Source organism: Bradyrhizobium sp. SBR1B (genome assembly GCF_014198205.1).
In the GTDB taxonomy this organism is placed as follows: domain Bacteria; phylum Pseudomonadota; class Alphaproteobacteria; order Rhizobiales; family Xanthobacteraceae; genus Bradyrhizobium.
The window spans coordinates 195,324-220,531 of sequence record NZ_JACIHC010000001.1 but is presented as its reverse complement, the minus strand read 5'-3'; the positions used below and the strand labels follow the sequence as shown (position 1 = coordinate 220,531).

At 63.1% G+C, this 25,208-nt stretch carries 25 protein-coding genes; 1 reads left to right on the top strand and 24 read right to left on the bottom strand.

Annotated features, from left to right (window positions below; translation table 11 throughout):
- Position 1: 1 nt before the first annotated feature.
- From GGD61_RS01175 to GGD61_RS01150, 6 genes are all read right to left on the bottom strand, one after another.
- Positions 2-862, bottom strand: a complete 861-nt coding sequence (locus tag GGD61_RS01175; RefSeq protein ID WP_183229886.1) for an HK97 family phage prohead protease — start codon at positions 860-862, stop codon at positions 2-4.
- Positions 859-1,110, bottom strand: coding sequence for a hypothetical protein (locus tag GGD61_RS01170; protein WP_183229884.1), 252 nt, complete (start codon positions 1,108-1,110; stop codon positions 859-861). Before GGD61_RS01170 ends, GGD61_RS01175 begins: the two co-directional genes overlap by 4 nt.
- Positions 1,111-1,152: 42 nt before the next feature.
- Complete coding sequence (locus tag GGD61_RS01165) at positions 1,153-2,073, bottom strand: hypothetical protein (protein ID WP_183229882.1); 921 nt, start codon at positions 2,071-2,073, stop codon at positions 1,153-1,155.
- Positions 2,074-2,589: 516 nt separating this feature from the next.
- Complete coding sequence (locus GGD61_RS01160) at positions 2,590-3,351, bottom strand: glycosyltransferase family 2 protein (RefSeq protein ID WP_092260403.1); 762 nt, start codon at positions 3,349-3,351, stop codon at positions 2,590-2,592.
- A gap of 143 nt (positions 3,352-3,494) precedes the next feature.
- Entirely contained in the window at positions 3,495-4,001 is a 507-nt protein-coding gene (locus GGD61_RS01155) for a hypothetical protein (RefSeq protein WP_092260263.1), read from the bottom strand.
- A 10-nt stretch (positions 4,002-4,011) separates the two neighbouring features.
- Entirely contained in the window at positions 4,012-4,512 is a 501-nt protein-coding gene (locus GGD61_RS01150) for a hypothetical protein (protein ID WP_183229880.1), read from the bottom strand.
- Between the two features lie 152 nt (positions 4,513-4,664).
- On the opposite strand from GGD61_RS01150, the gene GGD61_RS01145 reads away from it, so the two are divergent.
- Positions 4,665-6,335 (top strand): hypothetical protein, encoded by a 1,671-nt coding sequence (locus GGD61_RS01145; RefSeq protein ID WP_092260259.1) that lies wholly within the window; start codon positions 4,665-4,667, stop codon positions 6,333-6,335.
- Here GGD61_RS01145 and GGD61_RS01140 read toward each other — a convergent pair.
- The 18 genes from GGD61_RS01140 to GGD61_RS01055 all read right to left on the bottom strand — a co-directional run bounded on the left by GGD61_RS01140 (position 6,325) and on the right by GGD61_RS01055 (position 25,145).
- The gene (locus tag GGD61_RS01140) at positions 6,325-7,359 is read right to left on the bottom strand and encodes a Gfo/Idh/MocA family protein (RefSeq protein WP_092260257.1); all 1,035 of its coding nucleotides are present in this window, start codon (positions 7,357-7,359) and stop codon (positions 6,325-6,327) included. The genes GGD61_RS01145 and GGD61_RS01140 overlap by 11 nt on opposite strands.
- A gap of 13 nt (positions 7,360-7,372) precedes the next feature.
- On the bottom strand, positions 7,373-8,566 hold the full coding sequence (locus GGD61_RS01135) for a class I SAM-dependent methyltransferase (protein ID WP_183229878.1): 1,194 nt from the start codon (positions 8,564-8,566) through the stop codon (positions 7,373-7,375).
- Positions 8,559-9,776 carry a class I SAM-dependent methyltransferase gene (locus tag GGD61_RS01130; protein ID WP_092260253.1) on the bottom strand — a complete coding sequence of 406 codons (1,218 nt, stop codon included), beginning with the start codon at positions 9,774-9,776 and terminating at the stop codon, positions 8,559-8,561. Before GGD61_RS01130 ends, GGD61_RS01135 begins: the two co-directional genes overlap by 8 nt.
- 216 nt (positions 9,777-9,992) lie before the next feature.
- Positions 9,993-12,284, bottom strand: a complete 2,292-nt coding sequence (locus GGD61_RS01125) for a hypothetical protein (RefSeq protein ID WP_244550734.1) — start codon at positions 12,282-12,284, stop codon at positions 9,993-9,995.
- Positions 12,285-12,307: 23 nt separating this feature from the next.
- Positions 12,308-13,390 carry a lysylphosphatidylglycerol synthase transmembrane domain-containing protein gene (locus tag GGD61_RS01120; RefSeq protein WP_246785845.1) on the bottom strand — a complete coding sequence of 361 codons (1,083 nt, stop codon included), beginning with the start codon at positions 13,388-13,390 and terminating at the stop codon, positions 12,308-12,310.
- Positions 13,353-13,928 carry a WbuC family cupin fold metalloprotein gene (locus GGD61_RS01115; RefSeq protein WP_092260247.1) on the bottom strand — a complete coding sequence of 192 codons (576 nt, stop codon included), beginning with the start codon at positions 13,926-13,928 and terminating at the stop codon, positions 13,353-13,355. Before GGD61_RS01115 ends, GGD61_RS01120 begins: the two co-directional genes overlap by 38 nt.
- Positions 13,906-14,571, bottom strand: coding sequence for a class I SAM-dependent methyltransferase (locus GGD61_RS01110; protein WP_018322237.1), 666 nt, complete (start codon positions 14,569-14,571; stop codon positions 13,906-13,908). Before GGD61_RS01110 ends, GGD61_RS01115 begins: the two co-directional genes overlap by 23 nt.
- A gap of 25 nt (positions 14,572-14,596) precedes the next feature.
- Positions 14,597-14,989, bottom strand: a complete 393-nt coding sequence (locus GGD61_RS01105; protein ID WP_018322238.1) for an LIC12192 family sporadic carbohydrate cluster protein — start codon at positions 14,987-14,989, stop codon at positions 14,597-14,599.
- Positions 14,982-15,788 (bottom strand): sporadic carbohydrate cluster 2OG-Fe(II) oxygenase, encoded by an 807-nt coding sequence (locus GGD61_RS01100; protein ID WP_018322239.1) that lies wholly within the window; start codon positions 15,786-15,788, stop codon positions 14,982-14,984. The genes GGD61_RS01105 and GGD61_RS01100 overlap by 8 nt, the downstream gene beginning before the upstream one ends.
- The gene (locus tag GGD61_RS01095; protein WP_183229876.1) at positions 15,785-16,903 is read right to left on the bottom strand and encodes a DegT/DnrJ/EryC1/StrS aminotransferase family protein; all 1,119 of its coding nucleotides are present in this window, start codon (positions 16,901-16,903) and stop codon (positions 15,785-15,787) included. The genes GGD61_RS01100 and GGD61_RS01095 overlap by 4 nt, the downstream gene beginning before the upstream one ends.
- Complete coding sequence (locus GGD61_RS01090; RefSeq protein WP_092260241.1) at positions 16,893-17,999, bottom strand: DegT/DnrJ/EryC1/StrS aminotransferase family protein; 1,107 nt, start codon at positions 17,997-17,999, stop codon at positions 16,893-16,895. The genes GGD61_RS01095 and GGD61_RS01090 overlap by 11 nt, the downstream gene beginning before the upstream one ends.
- Positions 18,000-18,007: 8 nt before the next feature.
- On the bottom strand, positions 18,008-18,967 hold the full coding sequence (locus GGD61_RS01085) for a transketolase family protein (RefSeq protein WP_092260239.1): 960 nt from the start codon (positions 18,965-18,967) through the stop codon (positions 18,008-18,010).
- Positions 18,968-18,977: 10 nt separating this feature from the next.
- Entirely contained in the window at positions 18,978-19,826 is an 849-nt protein-coding gene (locus GGD61_RS01080; RefSeq protein ID WP_018322243.1) for a transketolase, read from the bottom strand.
- The gene (locus GGD61_RS01075; protein ID WP_244550733.1) at positions 19,801-20,838 is read right to left on the bottom strand and encodes an aminoglycoside phosphotransferase family protein; all 1,038 of its coding nucleotides are present in this window, start codon (positions 20,836-20,838) and stop codon (positions 19,801-19,803) included. Before GGD61_RS01075 ends, GGD61_RS01080 begins: the two co-directional genes overlap by 26 nt.
- Positions 20,835-21,446 (bottom strand): hypothetical protein, encoded by a 612-nt coding sequence (locus tag GGD61_RS01070; protein ID WP_244550732.1) that lies wholly within the window; start codon positions 21,444-21,446, stop codon positions 20,835-20,837. Before GGD61_RS01070 ends, GGD61_RS01075 begins: the two co-directional genes overlap by 4 nt.
- Before the next feature lie 5 nt (positions 21,447-21,451).
- The gene (locus tag GGD61_RS01065) at positions 21,452-22,453 is read right to left on the bottom strand and encodes an NAD-dependent epimerase/dehydratase family protein (protein WP_183229874.1); all 1,002 of its coding nucleotides are present in this window, start codon (positions 22,451-22,453) and stop codon (positions 21,452-21,454) included.
- A gap of 27 nt (positions 22,454-22,480) precedes the next feature.
- Entirely contained in the window at positions 22,481-24,046 is a 1,566-nt protein-coding gene (locus GGD61_RS01060) for a PfkB family carbohydrate kinase (protein WP_092260231.1), read from the bottom strand.
- A gap of 82 nt (positions 24,047-24,128) precedes the next feature.
- On the bottom strand, positions 24,129-25,145 hold the full coding sequence (locus tag GGD61_RS01055; protein WP_092260401.1) for an SDR family oxidoreductase: 1,017 nt from the start codon (positions 25,143-25,145) through the stop codon (positions 24,129-24,131).
- Positions 25,146-25,208: the final 63 nt, after the last annotated feature.

Sequence of the window (25,208 nt, the reverse complement as noted above, 5' to 3'; positions counted from 1 at the left end):
GTCAAATACTCCGGATTTTGGCCGTTGCCGCATCGATCATGTCGGCTAGGTCGGTTGCTGATTTGTGGTGGACTTCGGTGGAGGCTGTCGAAAAGGCGGGCCATGCAAGTGCGGCCGCACGGGCGGCCTTTGCTTTCGCTATGCCGCCCTCTCGGAAGAAATCGACCAGGTCAGATTTCGAGCCTATGAATTTGACCGCGCTGACGGTCGCCGCCCGGTTGGCGGGGAACGTAACGACGCTGACCTCGTACAGGGCCAACTCCTCGAGCACCCGCACATTGCCGTCGTTCTTGGCTTTGACCTCGCGGTAGCCGATCGACATTCCGTCGACGTCACCCGCCATCAAGTGCTCGTAAGCGTCCCGACCCGAGGTCGTCTTGAGATTTAACAGGCCCTCGACGTACAGGCCCTGAGTATCCTCGCGCGCGGTGAGCCACTTGCCGATCGGTTTGTCTGGATCGTGCTGCCAAAGCATCTTCGGCAACGGCCCTTGCGACAAGCTCTTGACGAAGGCGCCGGGAAGCACCTTCTCGCCGTAACTATCGATGTTGTTGAAAATAGATCCGTGACCAGCAATGCGGCCATCGCTGCTGGCTTTGAACTCAATTTCCAAGCCAGACGCGTATTTCAGCGCCGGTCCAGATTTCAATTTCGAGAGTTGCATGGTCACACCGTCGAACACGTCTGAGCGATCGGACACTTGGTCCGCAAAGTCAGGGCTGTTTGCCCGCTTCAGTCGCTTCGTGTCGGGTGTGGTGGCCCGTCCGTTCGAAGGTGGATCGTCGAGATACGTCCCGGGCCAGCCGGTGACGCGTTCAATCGAACCGGATTCAGCCCTAATCCAAGCCGCGAATCGGGTCAATGCCGCACTCCCGACTGCTGAGCGTTTTCCCCTGTGGCCTGTGCAAAAAGTCCGGCCCCGATTTTCTCCGCAATGACGTGGAAGTTGCGCGCAGTGATCTCGGATCCGTCGACGGCAACCATCTGTGCCACCCCATAGGTCACCAGACGGTCGACGATCATTGCGAGCGGAGCGCCAGCTTCCTGCATGCTTTCCGCCGCGAGCTCCACCAAGCGGTCGCACACAGTTTTCATTTCGGGATCGTCCATGTTGCTTCCTTCAATTTAGGTTTCACGTGAAAAGTCGGATGCTCACGCAGCTGCTTTTGCCAGTCCGTACTTCAGCAGCATGTGCTCAGGGACGCGGCAGGCTGGTGAGGAGGGATCTGGACCGAACTCGTCGACGTACTTCGTCCAATTGCCCGTGCTCTTGAAGCTGGTGAGCACCTGGTCCCATGCGTGGTCGTCTGGCGACTTCCTCGGCTTGGCTGCAGGCCCTGGGGCGCGCCTACCGCCCCTCATGTCGTCATCGATCCACAGCCGCGCAGCGGCCTGCCAATCGCAACGGAAAGTCCCCTTGCTGCGGTGATGATCTCGGAAGCGGGAGAGCGATCTCGTCACCGCGTCAGCGCTGCCGAGCTGCTCCAAGGCGCGGTTGTACGTCTGATCGTCGAGACTGAAATCATCCGGCAAAGCCGTCGCGCGCGCGCGCTCACTCCCCTTCAGGGGAGTATTATTATTTATTTCTTCTTCTCTTTGCGTCGATTTTGAATCAGGTGGTGCGTCGTTCAGTGCGTCATGTTGCGCGTCAGAATGCGCGTCGGATGGTGGCTTCTCTGGTTTAGCCTCTTTCTGGAAAGTGTCGTAGTTTCTAATAGTTATGATTGTGCCGTTCGGCGTTGGATGAGCGTCAATCAACGCGTCACTTTGCGCGTCGTTTGGTGCGTCGTTCTGCGCGTCGTTTGCGCGTCGGCCGGAAAGCCTGTCGAGGAAGCGCCGAACCCGTGGTTCCGGCCACTGCCAACGCTCTGCAAGGTAGCGGCTTGAGGCCAGCGTTTGACCTCGGTCTAGATCGACAACACCGCGGCGCAGGCGAAGCTTGCGAGGCTTCCATGCGGCATCGGCCACAAGACTGAGGAAGGCTTCCCGCTCGGTGTATGGCTCGTTGGCAAAGGTTCTGTCGTCGCTCAGCAGCGCTCTGGGGACGGCGATGTATCCGCGTGAGGTGTCCATCAGCGCACCTCAGCGCAAAGCCAATCGGCGAGCACAGTGGCCGCAGCGTTCGCTTGATCGACTTCGTCGAAGCGGTGCCGTGAAGTCCAGCGGCGCGCTTCTGAGCCGTAGACAACTGCGAACGTCGTGGAGCCGTCGCTAGGATCGCGCACCTCTTGAACGAAGACGCGAGCTCCAATTATGCGCGAGGCAATCTCTGCTGCGCTGGGAGTCATCGGACCCCCCTCAACGCGGCAAACAGGTTTGACAATTCGCCGCTAACTGATTGATGCGAAGGGGAGGGTTTGTCACGCAGGAGAGCGATAAGCTCTTGATCTTCCGCGTTTAGCTTCTGCCTCCAAAACCGGGGGTCGCAGGTTCGAGCCCTGCCACTCCTGCCAGTCAAATCAATCACTTAAGTCAGGTGCTGGCAGGATAGGGACAAGGCGTCCCGCGGGCGAATCGCCACGCGCGAGCCCATCTCACCAGGCCTGAGCCCATCCGCTTGATGTCCGGGGTTGGCAGGCCAGGCGGCGCCTAGCGCGCCGGGGCCCGCTCCGCGTCGTCAGGAATCTGGCTGAGATCGACGTCCCGGATGGGAACGCGGCGCAGCAGCGAGACGATGGTGCCGCCGAGCTCGAAATAGGTACGCAGGCGCAGCGCACGGGACGAGCCCTTCAGCTCTGCGTTCAGGCTCACGGGCACCTGGACGTAGGTGAGGCCGAGCTGGAGCAGCGAGATCAACGCGCAGATCTGATAGCCGTAGCCGTCGGCCTTGACCGCGATCTGGCGCAGCCATTTCACGGGGTAGACGATCATGCTGTGATAGTCGGACAGCCAGAAGCCGAACAGGCAGTTCAGGATGAACCGAAGCGAATGCGACTGCAGCGAGCGGTTGACGGAGCGGTCCGACTGGTTGTCGCGATAGGTGATGACGAGGTCGGCGGCGCCCGCCGCCTTGAACATCCGGGCAACACCCTCGTTCTGAAAGGCGTGATCGCCGGGAATGAGCGTGATGGCATCGAATTTCGCGCGCGACAGGGCGTATTCGAAGCCGGCACCGACGCCTCGCGGCTCGGCGTTATGTTGCACGATGATGCGCCGCTCGCCGGCTGCGAACTCGTCCATGATCGCGCCGGTGGCGTCGGTGCTGCCGTCGTCGATCAGGAAGATCTCGAAATCGTCGAGGAGTTCGCGGGCGAGCGGCAGCACGCCGTCAATGGTGTCGGCGATCTTGTCCTGCTCATTCAGTGCAGGGATGACGATCGTAAGCCGTTTTGCCGCCCTGGAAGGTGTCATCTCATGCCGCCCGTTGCCGGCCACTCTTTACTGGTGGAACCCTAGCGCAACTCTAGGTCATCTGAACCAGGCGAACAATAAGGGGCCCGCAGATATGCCCTGCACAATCGGCACGAAACCGGCGATGTGTGTGATCTCGGCAACTATTCGGAAAAATCATAGAGGCTGGTATCGCCGATACCGAAGGCGCGGCGCAGTTGTCCGACGCGGCCTGCCATAGTCCGACCCGCCGAAGTCGCCGCGAAGTGTGAATCCACCGGTTCGACCAGGCCGCCATCGACCAAGTTCCTAATTCGTCCCTGGAACAGATCTGGAACCTGCCGTTCGACGATCTCCGAAAGCGGAGCCCTCCGCCCGGGCCGGTCGATGAGGCTGAGCAGAATGTCCAGGGAAACGGATTTGTACACTGCGCCAAAAGCGAAGACGTAACCCATCACGCAAAAACCGAAAATCGACGCGGCGTCCCAATACTGAAATTGCGGGACGACGAGGATTCCAAGCATCACGCCGAGACCATGGGTGAGGATCGCGGCGATCGCAAGCAGGGTCACGGCGCCAAGCGACCATCCGCGAGCGCGGGCCATGAGCTGCAAGGCAGGCGCCAACAAGGCGAAAGTCACTGCGGCGAGAAATCCGACAACGAAGGACATTCGTGGCCGCTCACCCAAGGCCCGTCGACAGACGAACGAATTTGACGAGACGCGCGACCGCCACCCCCTTGGCCGTCGGAGCCAGCCTGCCGTCGGCCGTGATCACCATCCCCGCGCCGACCAGGAGCTTCAGGCGGTTGTGCGTGAAGGTGCCGAGATCTCCGCCCTGCATGTAGGCTACGGCCCATTGCTCCAGGGTGAGGGGACGCCCGGCTTTAACGAGTGCCGTGAGCAGCGTCAGCGTAAAGCCCCAGGCCAGCAGGCTGAACAGGATGTAGAAAAACATCATCGCGGTCGCGAGCAGGAACAGGCCGCCAAGCACGTCGTCATAACGGCGCTGACCGGGAAGCGCGAGACAGGCGATCGCGTAAAGGGCCAAGACGGTGATGCAGCCTAGCCGGAAGCGGCGGCCGGATCCGCCGGTGGCGGCGATGCGCGCGTAGCACAGCAACAGCAGCGCGACACTGAGACCAATCGCAGCGGCTTGCGCCGGGCCTGGGAGCATGTTCATTGCGGAAAATCGTCCCGGACGCCTCTCTGGCCCAGCCAGAGCGAAAGTCTATAAAAGGTCGCATTTTTCCGGTCAAGGGAGCCCATCCTCCCGCCTTGCGGACGTCACGTGGGCGTGCGAATCCTGCCGGCGATGCCGTTCCTCCGTCCGAGATGTCTCCATTGCTGCGTGCGATAGTCGTCCTCCTCGTGGTGCTATTGGCTGCGCATGCGCCGATGCTCCTCAACGACGGTCTCTTCATGGACGACTGGCTGGTGCTCAAGCCGCGTCCCGACTATTTCATCAACATCGATTTCCTGCTGAACGGCGCCGGTCATCCGATCTTTTACAGCTACGACACGTTCGCGAACTGGACGGGCGCCCCCGTTGTCGTGATGGTCTCGCTGGCGATTGCTGGAATTGTCTTCGGCGCAATATCGCTCGCCCTGACCGCAACGCGTCTCGGTCTGCTCGACCGCGCCGAGGCAGTCGGTTTCGCGCTGATCGTCTGGACATATCCCGGCTATCAGCTGTGGGCGGGCAAGGCGAACGCGGTCTACGTCTTCAGCTTCGGATTGCTGTTCATCGGCGCATGGCTGTTGACGCTGGCTTTCAGCGCCCGCGGCCTGCGGCGCGTGCTGCTTCGCGTGGCCTGTGCGCTCGTGTTCCTGCTGGGCTTCGCGCTCAACTCGACGATCGTGCTCTATGCCTTCGTGCTGCTTGGTCTGTTCGTTGCGATATGGCAGGGCGGAAAGGCCACGGACGGTTTGGTTCGCCGCACATGGCTCGCATCCTGGCGCTGCGCCGTGGGTTATCCGGAATTGATCCTGCTTCCTCTGATCTACTGGGGCACGCTCAATATCTGGTTCAAGCGGATCGGCGTGTACGCGCAGCACTATGATGCCCATTTCCCGACGCTCGGCGAGTTGGTGAAGGGATGGTTGGCATTCTTCATCACCGGCTACAGGGACGTCCTGGCCCACGCATTGCGCGCGGCGATCGCCGTCCCGGGGCTGTTCATTTTGGCGGCGGTGCTCGTCGGCATCGTCTTGCTGCTGCTGCGCGCCGACATGAAGCCGACCACGTCCAGACTTGCGATCGCCTTGCCGCTCGTGCTCGCCGTGGTCTTGTTCCTCGCATTGTCGTCGCCCTATCTGATCGCCGGCCTGCGGCCGTCGTCCACGCATTTCTACGAGAGCCGACATCTGCTGATGTTCGGTGTGCCTGCGGCGCTGGGGTTTCTCGCATTCAAGCGGCTGGCCGAACGTTGGACCAGTCCCAGCACCGCCTTTGCAGCCATATTTGGATCGGGCCTGATCATGTCGATCGGCATGCTGTGGAGCGACTACGTCTTCATGCAGGCGAGAACGCTGAAGCAGGAGGCCCTGACGCGCAGCCTTGCCGGCCGCGCCCAGCCCGCGGCGACGGTCTATGCGCTCGATGATGGCTTTTTCGACTACCCCTCACGGCATGTGCCGTTCGGCCTCGCCGAGGTCACCGGCATGCTGCGCCTTGCCTGGGGCAATCAGCCGTTCTTCGGATTTGCACTGCGGGCCGAGCGGCCCGACATCCTGCGGGGAATGGACGAGGCGCGGACGGCTCCGGGAAGCGCATTCCATCATTTCGATCCGACGGGGCCGCAGGCGACGATTTCGTTCCAGCCGGGCCCGGTGGCCGCACCGAACCAGACCTTGGTGCGGAAGTACTATGCGTGCCGGTTCCTGGCGCGCTGCGATGTTGGGGAGTTCCTGGCTCAACTTGCGCAGGTGACGATCAAGCTCGGGCCCATCGCGGGTGTCCTGCCGCTCGAGGGCGCAAGCAAGGATGCCGCGCCTAACCGCTAGCCCGCTGTTTCCAAACCGTCTCCGCAAGCGCGATGTCGGTCACTGAATCCGCGCCGGAGGCCAAGGGGACGCCTCGCGCGGCGACGTCGGAAACGAAGGCGTCCGCCTGGCGCCGAAATGCCCAGCTCTTTTCGCCCGTCAGCCGAGTGCTCTGACCATCGTGATCGATAGTGACCTCCGCCTCTTGCTCGGCGAAAGGTGGCGGCAATTCCAGGGTCACCGCGCCGCGCTCGAAATCGATCGTCAGCCCCTCGCGCCAGCTGCCCTCGGAGCCGTTCACGAGATCCAGCGTGCAGGCGATGCCGTCGAAGTCGAGCGTGATGCGCGCGGCTCCCGAAATCTCGATCGCGCTTTCGGCGACCGTCGGCGACGATCCGAGCAGGTAACGCGCCAGATTGATGATATGGCTGAAGACGTTCAGAAAATTATCGTAGCCGGGACGCATCGCGCGCGGCATCCAGTCGGGACCATCCTGCCAGAGTTCGATCCCGTCCGGTCGCGCTTCGCCGGTCATCACGAAATTGTCGTGCGACCGGCCCGTGTCGCCGCCGAAGCACCAGCCTTTTGCCCGGACGATGCGTCCGAGCGACCGGTCTTCGCGCAAGCGCGTCAGCACCTGCAGCGCCCTTGCCACACCGGCATCGTGACGTTTCATGTAGCCGACGCTGTAGACGAGTTTTTGCCGCCGCGCGGCTTCGACCAGCGAAATGGCCTGGGCCGTCGTGTAGGCCATCGGCTTTTCCGACAGCACGTGCCGCCCGCTGTTCAACGCGTCCAGGACGATCGGGCCGGTGGCACGACGCTTCGTCACGACGACGACGGCGGACACCGCACTGTCCGCAAGTAGCTCCCGGTGCGTGCCGTAAACCTGGGGGATGCCGAACTTCTGCGCCGCGGCGGCAGCGAGGTCCGGCCGGAGATCGGCGATCGCGACGACGCGGCAGGCGGGATTGGCAGCGAAATTGGCGAGGTGGCACATCTGGCCGACCATGCCCGTTCCGATGATGCCAATGCCTGGCTTCACTGGCTAAGATCCTTTAGCGCTTCCGGATCACGAGGAAATGCGCCGGCTGTCCCCACGTGTTGATGAAGGCCGGATCCACCTGGGTGAGGGCGGTGACTGCGGACGCGTCCCGTCGCCCGATCGCGCCAAAGATGCGATGGAAGCTGTCGAGCGTCGCGATGATGGCTTCGATGTCAGCGGCATCGTCGGCGAGAACGTCTGTGGTCCGGATTGTCTCGCGCAGCGACGCAAGGCCCGCGATCACGCGCGGCAGGCTCTCGCCAAAGGGATCGTCGATCATACCATCGACGTCGAGCACGAGCGCCTCGATCGATGCCGAGATCGCCTGCACGGCATCGGCCTTGCCGACCAGATAGAGCTTTCGTCCGCCGAGGAAGCTCAGGCGGCTGCGGTCGAGATGGCGCGTCGCGCGGTGCAGCTTCTCATCGCCGGACAGGACTTTCTTGTGCCAGTAGATGTCGAGGCTGTCGCGGTAGGCCGGCCATGCCGAATGAACGTCGAACCCCTGTTGATGCGCCGCCGCGCACAACGTGGCCGCGTCGAGAAAGTAGCGATGCCGGACGAACGGATTTTCCAGCACGTCCATCAGCCAGGATTCGAAGCTGCGGGTGTGCGGAATGCTGTCCCACTTCGCCTCGAAAAGCAGCTTCGCGGTTTCGAGCGGGGCGCGACCGGTCAATGCCTTGCCGGCCGCATGGATCGCCTTGAGCGCGAGCTCGAAGAAGCCGCCATAGCGCTCGTAATAGGATACGACGGCGTAACCGTCCGGATTGAGCAGCCGATGGAAGATGCCGAGCCATTTTTCGCTCGGCTGCACCGTGTAGATGAAGCCCTCGGCATCGATGATGTCGAAGCGGCGATCGCTGCTGAAGCCCTCGACGTCGGCGAGTGCGAGCTCGCGGAGACGTTGGGTCAGACCGAAATGTGCAAAGTAGGCCTGGATCTTCGGGTGTGCATGCCGGTTCGGCTCGGCGAGCGTCATGTTCGCGCCCCAACCGGCAAACACCAGCGCGTTCTCGCCGGAATCGGGACCGAATTCGAGCACATCGGCATCGCGGAACAGCCGCGGCGGCAGCACCAGCTTGTCCGAGAACAGCTCGCGCCGCTGGCTGGCATAGGCCTCGAGCTCGGTGGACGATTTGAAATTCCCGAACGTCGGCAGAACATCCTGACGTTCGTAATAGTTGAAGAGCTTGTCCTCAGCCATGCCGCGACCCTGCGGCCGCCTCGAGACGATCGAGCTCGCTCCAGATGTCGTTCGGCGCGAAGATCGAAACGATCTGCAGCGGACGCTTCACGCTCTCGCGCAGCCGGCTGCTGACCTTGGCCTCGTTCTCCTCGTTCACGGCCAGGAGACAGACGAGCGGACCCGACTTGCCGGCGAGATCCTCGGGCGAGCGGATCGGAATGCCGGTGCCGGGCAGGAACAGCCCCTGGCGCTCCTTCTGGTCGTCGACCGAGAGGTCGACGAGATCCGCCAGCTCGTGGGCGTTGGTGAAGGTGCAGGCGCGGCAGCCGGCGCCGTAGATGGCAATCTCGGCGCCGTTGGCGCGGGCCTTCGCGAGAATCGGGCGGAGACGCGCGCCATACTCTCTTGCGCGCTGACCGAATTTCTCGCCGACGCCGGACGGCGCGGGCGGCGGCGTCACGGTGCCCTTGGCACGGCGGGCCGCGATCGCGAGGCTGCCGCCGCTGAAATTGTATTTCTTGACGGACACCGCCTCGAAGCCGTGGCGCGCCAGCAGCGTGAGCAGGGTCGGTTCGGTGAAATAGCTGACATGCTCCTCCCAGAGAACGGAGAGGTCGCCCACTGCCGAGCCGGGTGCGAAATCCGGCACGTCGATGAACAGCAGCCCGTCGTCGCTGAGCGCGATCTTGACGCAGTCGAAGAAGTTCTCGAAATCGACGATGTGCTCCAGCACCTGGCGAGATATGACGAGATCGAACTTGCCGGACTGAGCGACAGCATCGTGGGCCATCTCCGGGCTGAGCATGTCGGCATAGACCTTGATGCCGCGCTCGCGGGCGATCTTGCCCGACACCGGATTGGGTTCGACGCCGACCATGACCTTGGTGCCGCGCTCGCGCAGCTTGTCCATGAACAGGCCGTCGTTGCATCCGATCTCGAACACGGACTGGTGCTTGGAGAATTTCGCGATGGTGTCGAGCTCGTCCGCCTGATGCGGCTCCGGCTTCCAGCTGCTGAAATTGTAGTTGAACTGGCGGTACAGAATGTCGGGATCGATCGGTTTGACGATCTGGGGCAGGCCGCAATCGCCGCAAGCCAGCACCTCGAACGGATATCGTTCATCCTGCTCGTTTCGGCTGTGCCGAAGCCGATGCGCAATCGGCATCAGTCCGAGGTCGATGACCGGACGCAGGTTGGTCGAATGGCAAAGGCGGCAATGGTCGGTCACGGCTTTAACTCTTTGCGGGAAAACACGGGAACATCGGCGCCCCAGGCGATACGCGGCAGTTGAAGCCTATATAGCGCCGCAGGCCGTGCCACAATTCTTAAGTTGCGCCGGGCGGGCTATTCACAAGCCTGGCGACACCCTCGAGCTGGTACCCCGTGGCCTTCGTTTACGGGCCTTCCTCTTGCCGAGATGGACGGAACCGGTGCGAAGCACAACCTAGTGGCAGGTCATGAGCTGACCGAGGACCGTGACGTCCGCTCGTTGGCCGTTGGGAGACAGACGGTGCTTCACCACCTCGAACGGCTCGATCCCGTAGGCCTGCCGGTAGATGTCTTTCGATCTCGTCCGGAGCGCAGAAATGCCGGCCTCGGCCTCGGGACTCAAGGTTTGACCGCCATCCCTCCACGTCAGCATCCAGTAGTTCGGGGTCTCGCTATGAAGGGCGAACCGCTTCTCCAGCTCGGCGCTCTGAAAGAGGTCGGAGAAACCGTTGAGCCAGAAATCGCAATTCTGCTTCTGAACATAGAACAGCTTGACCCCGAGCGATCGAAGAGTGGCTTCGGCTGTATCGGCGGTCCCAAGTGCGATCTTGCTGAAGTTGCGCGCGACATCGCTCTGATAGGTGTGGATGACCTTGCCTCGCGTGAGCAGCGGCGAGAAATAGCAGGGCACCATTGCGCGGTAGCCGTTCAGCGCGAGAATCCGATCGGAGCCCGTCGATTGCTGCAGTTCGTCACAGCGCTGCCAGTTCAGGCTGACACGCGGCATCTCGATGAGAGAGCGCCCGCGGGCCGCAAAGGCGATGGCTCCGTCGTCCCTGAAGCTCTGCCAGGGATACGAGGTCGTCATCCAGGCGCAGGCGGCGAGCAGCGCCAAAACGGCGACATTGGGTGCAAAGCGCCCGACGAACACGGTCGGGGCCAGCCACCGCACGATGACGAGCCCCCAGAAGGCGATCGCGGCGGCTGCGAGCGGGAAGAGCGCATTGACGTGAATGGATAGCCTGATCAGGCTCGGAATGTTCAGCGTCATGTCCAGCAGCCGCACGCTGGCGACGTAGGCGATCACGATGAAAAGTCCCGCAACACTGGGCAGTGTCCGCTTTTTCATGAAGTCGGAGCGATCCGGAAACAACTTCGAATCGAGGAAAGAGATCGCACAAGTCGTCGCCGCGATGAGTGTTGCAACCAGGAGAACGGACTTGGCTTGCCTGATGAAGGCGACCACTCCCGCCTTGCTGAGGAAGTCGCTGACCTCCAGCGACTGCGCCAGCACGAAGAAATCAAGAATTTCCAGGCTGCCGAACTGCGAGAAACGCTCGACTGATGCGATTTTTCGAAAGAGCGCGTACGGATTGGTTGCTGGGATTCCGAGATAAAAATAATTGATGGAGAAGGCCAGGATGCACCCGCCAACCGCTCCCAATCCGAGCAACAGGCTGGTGACGAGGCCAGATCGGTCTCGCTGAAGGACCTTGGTGAATACGCCCAGCGACGAAATCAAGAACACGAACGCTGCATAGAGCGGATAGGAGGCGGCGACGGCAAGGCCGCAAATGCCGGCGGCAAGCCGGTCGCGAGCTTGGGACGATCGAATGACGACCAGCAGGAAATAGACGAAGAATGCCGCCGTCTGAAGATGGTACTTGCCGAACTCCATGATGTAGAGGCCAGCCTTGACGCTCGGCATCGTGCGGGGCCACGCAAGCCCGAGGATCGCCAAACCGAGGGCTATTGGAATCGCGGCGTCTTCCCAGCGGCGTCCGAGAGCTTGCAACGGCAGAATGAGGCGGGCGAGCTCGAAAATGACCGCGCCGATCCCGACGAAGTAGAGAAACGAAACGATCTGGGCGACATGGGGCGGCAGGAACGTCGCCAACAACAGATGCAGCCCGTTGCCGTGGCCGATCTCGAAGTCGGAGAAGATGGGATTGTCGGCGGCAAGCCAGATGCTGTGATTTCTCGCAACCTCCGCAAGATACGGGGCGTAGAGCTGCTGAACGTCGGTCGAAATCACGTCCGGTATGACGGCGCGATCGAGGAACACCGTCGCCAGGAGCCAAAGGCCCATCAGCGACGTTGCGGCCAGCGGCAGGGTCACCGCGAGTTTCCGCGGCTTTCCGAAGCTGCGGCTGTCCCACAGCAGCAGCACGGCCGCAAATCCGACAACGATCTGCGGGTACAGGATCGAAAGAGCGCCGAGGCCAACTCCCGTCAAGATGAGCGCGGCCGCGCCGACGAAGAACTCATCGACGCGCTGGGTGGGCTCGTGCTTGATCAGCGAGAATGCCAGGCGTCCGGTCGCCATGATGAGCCAGCCGAGATACGCCGTCAGGACGATCCAGGCGAGGACGTAAAATCGAGTCGTCCAGCCGCCGTCGAACAGCAGGGTACGGTAGGTGCCGGTTCGGTTCACGAACCAGATGGAAAGTGCCGCCGGCACGAAGATGAGGATGCGGGGCCACCACGTTTCGATGATGGCGCGCAAACGCACCTCGCCAACCGTCATCGTTTGATCTTGTACAGGGTTGCTCATGCTACCGGCGCTGCGTCAGTTCGTTCGGCGATGGCCCGCGCCTGGTCGGGGCTGAAGCTGGTGCGCTCGGGCGCGATCAGCCATACCAGCCCGCCGAACAGGCCGACGATCAGGCCGCCAAGCCCCAGCAAAACCGATATTGCGAGCGCCTTGTCGGATGCGATTCCAGCAAGACCAAGCGCAGCGACCATCGCACCTTCGCGCACACCCCAGCCTCCGATCGAGATGGGGACCGCGGAAGACAGGATGACGAGCGGGACCAGCACGAAGGCGTCAAGTGCGGAGAGGGGCGCCTCCAGTCCGATCGCGAGGACATAGCAGGTCGCAACGGTGATCAGGTGGACGACAATGGCTGATACGATCAACATTGCCCGCCCTCCGGCCGCCAGCAACGGAGCCCTGACCAGCATCGCGAATTGCACGATCCTGGCCGGCACGGCCGCGATCAAGCGTGGCGGCCACCGGTCCAGCGTCGCCATGGCGATTGCGCCGAGGCATGCAGCCGCCAAAACGGTCACGATCGCGAAAAGGAGTGAGTTGTCGTGGACACGAGGCAGCAGGAACGGGATTCCCGCCAGGACGATGAGACCGAGCGCCAGCAGAGCCAGGAAACGATCGGCCACGATGCTGCCGATCGTCTGCGACCATTGCACGCCATTCCGCCGCAGCATCCAGATCCGGACCGCGTCGCCGCCTGCGGGCAGCACCTGATTGAAGAAGGTGCTGATGATGAGAATGCGCCAGCCGGCCAGCCATCCCAGGGGGACGCTCATGGCGCGGAGGATCAGGATCCAGCGGTGGCAGAGAACGAAGGTCTGGGCGAACAGCAGCAACACCGCAAGCGCGAGCATGTTCAAGTTGACCGCGAGAAGATCGGCTTTCAGTGACGACAAGTCCTGGCTGCGCAAGAGCAATACCAGGATCCCGATCGACACCGCGAACTTGACCAGGGTAACCAGTGCTTTTGCAGGCGGCTTCATCGTCTGGTTTCGTCCTCGATCATTCACGGCGGGATCGTCGAGCAGCGAGTGTGGTCGAAATTTATTGTCTCGCCAGATGCTCCGCGGCGAGCGCGCCAATCCGTGTGACGTAGCGTTGGACCTCGGCAGCGTCGCCGCCATCGGGGGCCCAGTCAGGAAATGCCGTGCGTGAGGGATCAAACGGGCCGGCGGTGGTTTCGTGAAACACCAGCCATTCCGAGGTGATCAGGATCGAGTGGAAGACCTTTTCGGGCATCCGATAATAGCAGCGCTTGCCCTGGCCGTAGGGCGCCATCTCGAGTACGTCGCGAATGCGGCCGTCATCCTCGAAGATCACGACCTGCGCAGTGCCCTCGATCACGTGAAACGATTCAGGTTTGCCAAAATGCTTATGCGGCCGGACATAGGCCTCGCGATGATGCACGATCAGCATCTCGTGCAGGCTGGACGCGGGATCGGGGTGCGTGCACAGCCGGCTGCGCAGACGCGGGTTGCCGGCGGCGATGCGTTTCAGCTCCGTGATCGTGGCGTCATCCACCGTGACGATGGCGTCGTCCGAGTAATACACTTCCGGATTCTGCGCGCGTAGCGACGTCGACCGGCGCAGGCCGGCTTCATTCGAAGAAGATGAACCCATGGTCGCCCCGATAGCCGCATTTGTCGTAGATCCACGCCCAGGTTTCCGGGCCGTGGAAGCTCAGGCAGGTGAGCTGCCAGTAGAGGAGGTTCGCCTTCTCGCGCTCGTTGCGGAATGATTCCACCATCAGATATTTCGAGGCGCCGCGCCCGACCCGCTCGATCTCACGCACTGAACGGAACACGTCTTCGAGCGGCAGGTTGTGCAGCACGCCGAGCGACACCACGAGATCGAAGCTGTGATCGGGGTAGGGGAGCTCGACGGCGCTGCCGACCTTCAGCAGCGGCCGCACCTCCTCCTTGGCATTGGCGATGCCGTAGTCGGAGATGTCGATGCCGGCGATCGTGAGGTCGGGGACGAGCTGGGTGAACTCGTAGAGCAAATAGCCCTTGCCGCAGCCGACGTCGAGCACGCTCATGCCGGGCTTGATGCCGTAGCGATCGATCAGGGTCTGGGCGAGCGGGCGCCAGCGTCCGTCATAACGATAGCCGCCATAGCCGTAGCGCCGGTCGCCGTCCCAGTAGTCGCGTCCCCATTGCCGCGCGACGGTGGCGGATTCCGCCTTGTCATGCTCAACCACGCGCTGAACGTAGTTCCGCCTGGTCGATGCGTGCATCGGTTGGAGCAGGTTGATCTCACTCATGGGGCCCAACCGGTCCGCGGCATCGTCACAGGATCGTGGCGTATTTATTGACCAGCAGAATGTCCTCGACGGCCTGGATGTCTTTCTGCGACGACAGCGTGATCTCCTCGACGGCGGCGTGGAGATCACAGCCCTCGCGCAGCACGCGGTCGTAGATCTCCCGTCGCCGTGCCTCGTCGGGCGGCAGCATGAAGATGCTGTAGAGGATCAGGCCGTTCAGGCGGGGCAACTCGTCCAGGATGTCCTCGAGCACCATGTAACTGCCGGGCATGATGTGCTCGACGGCGCTCAGCAGAAATTGCAGGTTCTTCCGCCGCGCGTAGTCGCGGATCACGATGTTCTGGACGTGCTGCGGGGTGCGGCTGCCGTTCAGCGGCCGCGCGCCGATGTAGCCGCGATGGCCGGCTCGCTCAGCCATGGAAGCCTCCCGGCAGCTTGTATTGCATGCCGACCCGCGTCGCCGGGCGCAGCAGGATCGGCTCGAAGAACTCGCCGAAGCGCTTGTCGGCGTAGGGCGACATGATGCTCTTGAACCGGCAGTTCATGCTCCAGCGCGTGCCGGGCTCTTCGTTGACGCGATTGCCGTGCATCAGGGTCTGGTTGAACAGCATCACGTGACCGTAGGGAATCTCGATGAAGGTCGCGTGCGGCTTGATCGTCTTGTACAGCTCCTCGGCGCTGCGCAGGCTTGCCATCCGGTCCTGCATGTCGCCGTTGAGCGACGGCGGCAGCAGATACATCGCCTTGGTGTGGTGGACGTCCACAAGCGGCACCCACACCACGACCTCGAACGGCGAGTCGCCCGACCAGACATCGGAATGGGTGGCGAGTAGCGAGGAATCGTCGCCGGGCATCTGGATGCTGAGATTGACGCGGCGCTGCATGCACAGCTCGTTGCCGACGATGGTCTCGATCGTCGAGCGCGCCAGGCGGAAATAGGTCGGCCGGAACCACGGCTCGGCGTTGAGGCCGTTGAAGACGTGCAGCCGCAGGCCGTTGAGATCGTCCACGCTCACCCGTGTGTGGATGCTGTCCAGCATCGCATAGGGATCATTGCTGTGCGGCAGCTTCAGATAGTCCGCCGCCAGCTCGGCGGCGCGCCGCTGGATGCGGTCGAGGCCAGCGCGATCATCGGCCGGCGTTGTGACGAAGCCGTTGTCGATGAAGCGCTGCGCCAGCGCCTGCTCATCGGCCTGCAGGAAGTCGGTATCCGTCATGCAAAATACTCCCGGGCGGTCGCGCAGATATAGCTGATATCGGCGGCCGACAGGAACTGGTTGATGGGAAGCGTGAGGATCTGATCCGCCTGCCGCTCGGTCACCGGGAACGCGCCGCGGCCTTGCCCCAGATGCGCCGCGGCAGGCTGCAAATGGATCGGGACCGGATAGTGGATCGCGGTCTCGATGCCCTTGTCGGCCAGATATTTCTGGAAGTCATTGCGGCGGTCGGTCTGCACCACGAATGTGTGGAAGGTGTTGAACTCGATGTTGCGGCAGGGCGGAATGAACAGAGGGAGTCCGGCAAGCTCGGCGCGGTATTGCGCGGCGTTGCGCCGCCGGCGTTCGATCACGGAGGGCAGGTGACGCAGGCGAATGCGCAGCACCTCGGCCTGCAGCGTGTCGAGCCGCGATACGATGCCCCACTCCTGGACGTCGCTGCGGTTGATGAGCCCGTGATTGCGAAGGCGGCGGATGCGTGCGGCCATCTCGGCGTCGGCCGTGACGAGGAAGCCGGCATCGCCTGCGGCATTGAGATTCTTGAGCGGATGGGCGGAGAAGCAGCCGAACGTGCCGATGGTGCCGCTCATCCGGCCGTCATAGGTCGAGCCGACCGCCTGGGCGCTGTCCTCGATCACGGCGAGCGCGTTCTTGTCCGCGATCGCCATCAGCGGGGTCATGTCGGCCATGCGCCCGGTCAGGTGCACCGGCATGATCGCCTTGGTGCGCGACGTGACGGCGGCTTCGACCGCGGCGGGATCGATATTCTGGTCCGGCAGCACGTCCACAAACACAGGCGTGGCGCCGACCGCGATGATCGCGGCGGTCGATGCCACGAACGAATTCGGAGGCGTGATCACCTCGTCGCCGGGGCCGATGTCGAGCGCCCGCAAGGCGAGGATCAGCGCGTCGGTGCCGGAATTCAAAGTCACGACATGGGGCGAGCCGAGATAGGCGGACAATTCCTCCTCGAGCTTTCCGACCGCTGCGCCCCCGATGAAGTCGCCGCGGGAAAACACGCCCTCGACCGCCTGCATGATCTCGGCGCGCTCTTCCTCGAACTGGGCGGGAAGATTGACGTAACCGATGCGCCGGCGGCCGGTGTCAGCGTCCATGACAGAACTTCCTGACGGTCTCGATGACACGGTCCTGTTGTGCGCGCGTCAGATGCTGGTCGACGGGGAAGCTGATGACTTCCTTGGCGTGGCGGTCGGTGACCGGGAACGTGCCGGGCGCGTAGCCGAGATGCTTGAGGCCTTCCTGCTGATACAGCGGGATTGGATAATGGATCTTGGCCTCGATGCCGTTGTCCAGGCAGTATTGATAGAGCTCGTCGCGGCGTTCGGCGAACACCATGTAGAGATGGTAGACGTGCTTCACATTGGGCCGGCGCGGCGGGACGCGCAGGCCGGGCAGGCCGGCAAGGCCCGCGTCGTAATAGGCCGCGTTCTCGATCCGGCGCCGCGTGATCTCGCTGGTCTGGCCGATCAGCCAGTTGCCGACGACGGCCTGCAAGGAATCGAGCCGCGAATTGCAGCCGAGGATTGCGATCTCGTCGCGGTTCTTCATGCCGTGGTTGCGGATCAGGCGGAGCTTCTCGTTCATGCCGTCGTCATTGGTGACGACGACGCCCGCATCGCCCCAGACGTTGAGGTTCTTGAGCGGATGCAGCGAGAAGCCGGCCGCGATGCCGTGGGTGCCGGAGCGCTTGCCCGCAAACTCCGACAGGATGCCCTGGCAGGCGTCCTCGACGACGGGGAGGTTATGGCGCTGGGCGATCGGCATCAGCTTGCCCATGTCGGTGACCTCGCCGGTCAGCTGAACCGGCATGATCGCCTTGGTCTTCCTGGTAATGGCGGCTTCGACCTGGTCGACGTTCATGCAGAAGGAATCGTCGCAGTCGACCAGCACCGGTGTGGCGCCGGTTTCCGCGATCGCACCGACGGTGGCGATGAAGGTGTTGGCGGCGGTGATGACCTCGTCGCCATGGCCGATGCCGAGCGCCTTGAGCGGCAGCTTGAGCGCGTCGGTGCCGGATCCGACGCCGATGGCGTGACGCACGCCGATCAGTTCGGCAAAGCGCTTCTCGAATTCGGCGACGGGCTTGCCAAGGGTGAAGTCACCGGTCGCAACCAGCCGGCCGATCTCGGCCAGGATCGGAGCGGGGTCGGAGAATTGCTCGAGCAGATAGGAATATCGAACGTCGTACATGTGACCCGTCAGGTGGAATGAAGTTGAGGAGCGGAGGTGCGCGACGCCGCGAGCGCGTGCTCGATCGAGGTCGCGATAGCGTTGGGCGCGAGGCCGTGCTTCTTCAGCAGCGAGTCCTGCGAGCCGTAATTGTGCATGAAGCGGTCCGGCAGCGACAGCCGCAGCATCGCGGGCAGGCCGGAGCCGAGCTTGTCGATCAGCGTCTCCGCAACCGCGCTGCCGAGACCGCCGGAGGGCACGTGCTCCTCCAGCGTTGCCACGAGCTTGATGCCGCGGATCGCCTGCAGCAGGGCTTCGGTGTCGAGCGGCTTCACCGTATGCATGTGCAGGATGCCGGCGCGAACGCCTTGCGCGGCCAGCAGGTCGGCTGCGGCGATGGCGCGCTGGAGCATGATGCCGGTTGTCACCATGAGGACGTCGCCCGGCGGCCGCATCAGGATGGCCTTGCCGATCTCAAAACCGTGCTCGGCCTTCGAGACGACGGCGTCGCCGCCCTTGCCGAGCCGTATGTAGATCGGTCCGGTCCAGTCGAGCGTCTTGTCCATCATGCGCGCGGCCTCGTCGGCGTCGCACGGGCAGACCACCGTCATGTTCGGCAGCGCCCGCATGATGGCGATGTCCTCGATCGCCTGGTGGGTGGGGCCGAGCGGCGCGTAGACCAGACCGCCGCCATTGGCGATCAGTCGCACCGGCAGATTGTGCAGGCAGAGATCGACGGCCACCTGCTCGTAGCAGCGGCGGGTGAGGAATGTCGCGATGGTGTTGACGTAGGGCACGAAGCCCTCCATCGCCAGGCCAGCCGACATGCCGATGATGTGCGCTTCCGAAATGCCCTCGATCAGATGGCGCTTGGGAAACTCCTTGCTCATCGCACGCAGCGTGCCGGCGCCGGGATCGGAGCCGATGTAAAGCACACGCTCGTCGCGCGCGGCGAGCTTGTGGACCATGTTCATCGCGGTGTTGCGCATGGGGAGCCGATCAAAAATCGCCGACGGCGACGCGGATGGCGTCGAGCTCGCTGTCGGACAGCTTGTTCTTGTGATGCCAATCGGCGTTGGATTCCGCGGCCGGCAGACCCTTGCCCTTGACGGTATGGCAGATGATCGCGGTGGGCTTGCCCGGAACGGCGGGGACCTGCTTCAGGACAGTGCGCAGGGCGCCGACGTCGTGGCCGTTGAGCTCCTGCACGGCAAAGCCGAAGCTGCGCCATTTGTCCGCGAGTGGCTCCAGCGGCAGGACGTAGTCGGTGGGCCCGTAGCTCTGGAGCTTGTTGTAGTCGATCATCGCGACCAGGTTATCGAGCCCGTGCTTGGCCGCGCCCATCGCGGCCTCCCACACCGACCCCTCGTTGATCTCGCCGTCGCCGAGCAGGACAAAGGTCCGGTAATTGCGCTCGCGCATGCGGGCGGCGAGCGCAAGGCCGACGCCGATCGACAGGCCATGCCCGAGCGCGCCGGTCGATGCCTCGACGCCGGGCACCATGCCGTATTCGGGATGTCCGCCCAAGATACTGTCGGAGCCGCAAAAGCCGTCGAGCTCCGACAGCGGGAAGAAGCCGCGATCGGCGAGCAGCGCGTAGAGCGCGAGACAACCGTGTCCCTTGCTGAGGATGGCGCGGTCGCGTTCGGGATCGCGCGGGTTGTTCGGATCGATCCGCAGGATGTCGTCGTAGAGCACGCGGACCATTTCGATCAGCGACAGGGCCGGACCAACATGGCCGCGTCCGGCCGAACGGACAGAACCAAGGACCAGGCGGCGCAAATAGAGACTGCGCTCGTCCAGCGTGCAGGTGAGGGCGGCTTCAGCGTGGGGTGAGATCTGGATCACGTTGGCAAATCGTTTGATGAAGCCGGCGTGCTTTGTCGAGCTGACCGGCAAGGCGGACCGTCAGATCGCCACCTTGCGCAGCCAAGGCGCGCCGGGAGCGGCTTTCGGGCAAATAAGCATTCAGGACAATCAGGCACCAAATCGCCCCGAACACAGGATACAGTACGTCACGGCGGATCGCAAACGCGTCATCCCTAGCCGCGAAGGCTTGCGTGAGCCGTTCGATGAGGCGATTCGCGCCTGTTGCGGGCAGATCGCTGCCGGGGTGGATCGCGGTATCGGACAGCAGTTTGACCGGATCGTCCCAGCCGAAATATTCGAAGTCGATGAAGCGCAGGCGGCCGTCTTCGCCGCGCAGCGCGTTGTGCAGTCCGAAGTCGGACGGGCTCAATGCGCGATGCGCGGGCAAGAGGTCCGCTGCGGGATCCCGCCCCAGTTCCGCATAACGCTGGCGGAGCCTTCGGATGGCGACGGCCGTGCTGGGAACCAGGCTGCCGTCGATGAACGTACGCAGCTCCGGATGATCGTCGGAGGCCCGCCTCAGTCCGTCGAGGCGCTGCTCGTACTGGGCGATGGCTTCCTCGGGCGAGAAGATGCTGGCTGACGCGTTCCGCAAGGTCTGCGCACCTTCGGCGTCGCGCAGCTTCTGCAATTCGATCAGAAAATCGGCCAGCTGGTCGGCGTCGTCGCCCTGGGGATGCAGCACCGCCGCGTCACCGTCGAACCATTGATACAGCGCGCAAAACGCATCGGCGTCCTTTGCGATCGGCCGTGGCGTCGACGCGATGCCGTGGCGCGACAGGAACGTGAGCGCGTCATATTCCTGTCCCAGCCGATCGCGCCCGTCCGACGGATAGTGCTTGAGGGCGAGGGGCGGTCCTTCCGCCATCTCCAGCCGAAACACCCTGTTGTTGCCGCCGGACCGCGCCGGCTGGGCTGCCGCGACCGTTGTTCCGGCAAGGCGGCTGCCGATCGAGATCGCATCCGCTGCGCTGATGTCCGGCTCGCTCATGCCGCAAACACCTCGTCGCGGATGCCGGCCCATGTCGCGATCGGCTTGCAATGTTCGGGGTGCGGGGACTGCGAACGCGTGAACAGGATCGATCGCGTGCCCTTCGGGAAATGCGGCTGCTCGAAGACCTCGACGAGATCGTCGATGAAGATGTCCAGCTCCAGGCTCGCGAGCCTGTCGACCTTGGCGGCCATCGTGTCCTCGAAATAAACATCGCCGCTGGCCACCGCCGCCGCAGCAGCGTCGATGAGGCCGGCGCCACGCAGCCAGCCGCGTGCGGCTTCGCGCAGGTCGGTATGGTCGGGGTCCTGATGACCGTATCTGGTCTTGTGGCTGACGATGCACACCTTGGCGCCGGCCTGTCTGCACGCCGCGAGGAATTCCCGCACGCCCGGATAGATCTCGGCGCCGCCAATGCCCTTGCCGTAGACGAAGCCTTGCAGGCCTTGCCAGGCGAGCTCGCCACCCGTGCGGGACCGCAGATAATCCCGCACATCGTTCTTCAGCCCAACCCAGCCCTCCGGCACCAGGCCACGCTGGTGCGCGACGGCGGCAAAGACCTTATCGTAGCAGATGATCGTGTTGTCGAAATCGATGCCGATCCGCACGCCGCTCACTTCAGGCTGATGTTCTGCATCATCTTGATGTTGAAATACCGGGGATCGTTGAGCGAGTTCGGCAGGCGGCCGGACCTGAAGGCGTCCACGAGGCCGGACACGGCCTGCTCGATCGTGTGCGTCGGTGCAAATCCGAGCTCGCGGCGAATCTTCTCCGAGGAGACGTGGTAGGAGCGCAGATCGTCGGTCGGCTCGACGGCCACGTCGACGTTGTTTCCGACCACCGATTTGACGATGTCGGCGATCTTCATCAGCGAGTGGTTCTCGTAGCCGATATTGTAGGTCTTGCCGTCGATCTTCGCATCATCCTGCTGCAGCAGGAACAGATAGGCCGCCGACATGTCCTCGATGTGCAGGTTGGGCCGCTTCTGCGTTCCGCCGAACACGCGGATGCGGCCGGTGTTGACCGCGAGGTTGGTCAGGATGTTGACGACGACGTCGAGGCGCTGCCGCGGTGCGTAGCCGCAGACGGTGGCAGGACGGACCGTGCAGGTGACGAAGCCGGACGCGGCCTCTTCGGCAAGATCGGTCTCGCACATCGCCTTGAACTTGGAGTAGTCCGTGAGCGGCTCGCAGGACAGTTCCTCGGTCACCTCGGCCTCGTCCTTGATGCCGTAGACGCTCGACGAGGAGGCATAGATGAAGCGCTTGACGCCGGCCTTCTTCGCGGCGCGCACCATTGGACGGAAGCAGTCGTAGTTGATGGACTTGCCGAGTCCAGGATCGAGCTCGAACGAGGGGTCGTTGGAGATGCAGGCGAGGTGGATCACCGCATTGTTGCCGCGCAGGGCCTCGTTGATCGCGGCCTCATCGCGGATGTCGCCCTTGATCAGGCGAAGGTTCGGATTGTTGCGAACCGCGTCGAAGACGGATTCGCCATACATGAACAGGTCGAGCACCTTGACCTTGTGGCCCGCTGCCAGCAACTGGGGAACCAGCACGCTGCCGACATAGCCGGCGCCACCGGTGACCATCACGTTCCATTTCTGATCAATCACTGCCGTTCTCCAGATTTCCCGCTCGCGTTACTTCAATAGCGCGGTGACGAATTTGACCAAGGGCGCCTTTTCGACCGAGTTGCGGTGACCGACGATGCCGACCTTGATCGCGCCCGCCGCGTTGCCGATGAAGGCGACGTCCTCGATATTGCCGCCGGCCGCCACCAGCGGCGCCGTGATCGTCAGGAAGGCATCGCCGGCGCCGACCGTGTCGACGACGGTCTTGGTGAAAGCGGGCACGCGCGCGACGCCGGTCTTGGACGAGAAGGGGTAGCAGCCGAAGGAGCCGTGCGTGATGATCATGTTGTCGCAATCGATCTTGCCGTGCAGGCGGTTCTCGATCACCGACGCGATGTCGCTGAACTTGTCGGTCGCGGCCAGACGCGCTTCCGGCGCGTCGATGCAGACGTAGTCGGCGCGCGGATATTTCGTGATGAGATTATAGCCGTGGTTGCCGCTGTTGCTCTGGGCGTTGACCGCCAGGAACTTGGAGTTCGCGATGAGCGTGTCGATGGTGCTGGACGCGATCATGCCGTGACCGAAATCTGTGACGATCACCACGTCCCCGCCACGAACGCGCTCGGCGGTGATTCGGTCGATCTCCTTGCGCTCGGCCTCGTCGAGCGGCGTGTCGTCCATGGTGTAGACTTCGAAGAGCTTGTGCAGATAGCCCATCTCGACGTACCGCAATTTGCGGGTCGTCGGTCGGCCCTGAATGCGGATCGGCGTCAGCGTGACATTCGGGCGGACATGCGCGCGAATGAACTCCTCGGGGTAGTCGTTGCCACCCAGCGTCGTGACGATCTCCACCGACTTGCAGAAGCTCGCCACGTGATTGGCCGCGGCAATGACGCCGCCGGCAAATTGCTCGCCATTCTTGAGCAGGGTGGCGACGATGTTCTCCTTCGAAGCCTTCCCGAGCGCCGTGACGTACTGGTATTCGTCGATGATGGTATCGCCGACCAGCACGACGTGCATGTCCTGGATATTGTCGATCAGCTTCAGCAGGCGTTCGGCGCCGCCGCCTTCGCGCACCTTCTGGAGGTAGTCGCGCAGGGGAGGATCGTAGATGTCGAAATAACGGTTCAGCAGGGATGACGAGCTGAACGTCACGTCGCGCGTGAAGACGATTCGTCCGCCATGACGTTCGACGGCCTCGCGCTCGGTGGCGATCTTGCCAGTGACGTCATCCTCGGGATTCTCGTAGTCCGAGCCCTTCACGTAGGTGTCGGGGCGCACGGCATCGAGGACCGGCTCGGCGCTGGAAGTGCGGTTGATGCCGACCCAGTCGACCGTGCCGAGCGCGGCTAGCATCTCGGCGCGCATGTTCTCCGGAAAGATCGGCCGTCCCGGGCCCTTGTTGACGAAACGATCGGCGGTGATGGTCACGATGACCACGTCGGCCTCGTTGCGCGCCGCCAGGATGTGCCGGACGTGGCCGAGATGCACCAGATCGAACACGCCGTGGCAGAGCGCGACGGTCTGGCCCTTGGCCTGCGCGGCGCGCGCAATCTCGCCCAGCTCCTCGATCGTCTTGATCTTGTCGTGCGGTGCCGGATGGCCGGTCAGCTTGTCTGTCGCAGCATTACCCATGTGGATTACCCAAAGCGCCGGCAGGTCTCAGATGGCCGGCCTGAAATGATCGACTCGCAGCAACGATATCCGGCGAGCCTGTTCAAGAGCTTGCCTTCTGCGGCGAGCCGTCGTCGTCACCGAGATATTTGAACCAGTCCTTGGTGGCGTCGGCGATCTTGTCGACCGTCCACAGCGGCGCGTCCTTGTACTGATCCATCGACTTCAGCATCGTCGCGACGCCGTCCTCGAATTTCACCTTCGGCGTCCAGTTCAGGACCCGCTTGATCTCAGTGATGTCGGCGTAGGTGCAATCGGGCTCGCCCGGTCGCTTGGGAATGTGGACCTTGTCGCCGCCGAGAAGCTCGACCAGCCTGTTGACGCTGTAGGTGTTGTCGGAGCCGACGTTGAATATCTCGTGCGAGATATCGGAGCGCGCAGCGGTCACGAAGGCGTCCGCGACGTCGCTGACGAAGGTGAAGTCGCGCGTCTGCTCGCCGTCGCCGACCACGGTGAAGGGCTTGCCGGCGAGCTTCTGCGCCATGAACACACCGAACACGGCGCCGTAGGTGCCGGTGGTGCGATGGCGCGGCCCATACACGTTGAACAGGCGTAGCGCGACCGCAGGCAGCTTGTAGACCTGGCACCAGTGCATGACGCACTGCTCGCCGAGATTCTTGGTAAGCGCGTAGGGATACATCGGCCGGATCTCGGCGCTCTCCGGCGTCGGATAGACGTCGGGAATGCCGTAGCAGGACGACGAGGCGGCGTAGACGAAGCGCTTGACGCCGGCGTGCCGCGCCGCTTCGAGAACGTTGACCGTGCCGTCGACATTGGCGCGATGATAGGGGATCGGCGACTCGATCGAAGGAACGATGTCAGCCAGCGCCGCGAGATGGAAGACCCAGTCGATACCGTGAAAATACGGCTTGATCGACTCGAGGTCAGTGACGTCGGCCCGCACGACCTTCAACTGGCTCGAACCGGCGTGTGCGGCCAGATTCTCGGGCCGTCCGATGACGAAATTATCGAGCGCGATGACCTCATGGCCGTCGTCGAGGAGACGATCGACGAGGTGACTTCCAATGAAACCGGCGCCGCCAGTAACGATGCATTTCATGAGGAACATCCGTGACGCGAATGCCCAGCGAAACAGGCCCGCCAATGTTGAGTGAAACCCGAA